1 protein-coding gene is annotated in these 1,319 nt (G+C 59.0%); it reads right to left on the bottom strand.

From position 1 onward, the window contains the following. Positions 1 to 32 precede the first annotated feature (32 nt). Positions 33 to 1,246 (bottom strand): IS3-like element IS426 family transposase gene (locus ACQZ5Y_RS28270; RefSeq protein WP_112651435.1). Its coding sequence is split into 2 segments (ribosomal slippage): positions 33 to 910 and positions 910 to 1,246, totalling 1,215 coding nucleotides; the frame shifts between segments, so codons are not numbered across the junction. Positions 1,247 to 1,319: the final 73 nt, after the last annotated feature.

Raw genomic sequence — 1,319 nt, forward strand, 5'->3', positions numbered from 1 at the left:
TGGAGTGCACCCCATTTCACCGGACAAGTCGGCTAGATTGATTTAGCCCTGATGAACTGCCGAGGGGAAGCCATCTTGAGCGCGGAATGGGGATGGATTTCGTTGTAGTCCTCGATCCATCCGTCGATGAGCCGGAGCGCTGTTTGGGCGTCCGGTAGAGCTGATATCCGAATATAGTCCCGCTTCAACGTTTTGACGAAGGCTTCCGACATGCCGTTCGACTGCGGGCTGGCGACCGGCGTGAAGCAGGGCGTTAGATTGAGTGCTTGCGCAAACAGCCTCGTGTCCCGCGCCGTATAGGCTGAACCATTGTCAGACAGATGCTCGATAGCATTCGGGGCTCGGGTTGCATGGAAGCGTTTCTCGACCGCCTCCAGCATCATGTCGCGGACGTCCGAGCCGGATATTCCGGCATTGGCGAGCGCCGTCCAAGCGATGATCTCCCGGTCGAAGGCGTCGATGATGAAGGCGAGACGAATGACCTCGCCATTCCAGCAGGCGAACTCCAGGCCGTCCGAGCACCAGCGCAGGTTGGAGCGCATGACCATGACCTTGCCATCGTGGAGGCGGCCCTTGCGAACGGCTGTGTGCTTCTCCAGTAGCATGGCGTGGTTACCCATGATGCGATGGACCCGTTTGGCGTTGACGACAGGCTGATCGGCGGCTCGCCTTTCGCGATTGAGGAGCGCGGCGATCCGCCGATAGCCATAGGTTGGCCTTTGATCCACCAGCCTGCGGATGGCGGGCAGAAGCTCTGCATCCTCGGCCTTGTTGTATGGCCCACGCGGCTTTGATCTGCCTTTCAGCCGCTCGATGAGGTTGGAACGGGAGACGCCCAGCGTGTCTGCGACGGCCTTCATCGCGAACCGTCCTTCGGCAACAAGATCGGCCGCGATATCCGTTTTTTTGAGTCCGCTTTGGAAAGAGCTTCGCGGAGGATTTCGACCTCCATCGTCTTGCGACCGAGCATGCGCTCCAACTCCCGGACGCGATCCTCCAGTTTCTTCACTTCCGAATTTCCGACAACCGGCTCGTCAGAATCCACGGCTGCAGCACCTCCCTCGCTCAAGAGCCTGCGCCACCGATAAAGCAAATTGGGCGCGACGCCATGACGGCGAGCGGTCGAAGATACCGTCTCGCCGGGTTCGAAACTCTGCTCAATGATTGTCAGCTTTTGCTCGGTTGTCCACCGCCTGCGGCGAACATCACCCGTCAGCAATTCAACGTGTCGATAGTCGTTAGCCATAAGCCTATACCCAAGCCTGTGCTTGAGCCTTTCTGCTTATGCCGACTGTCCGGTCGAAATGGGGGGCAGTTCA

It is taken from the genome of Agrobacterium sp. A3-95, from assembly GCF_053521785.1.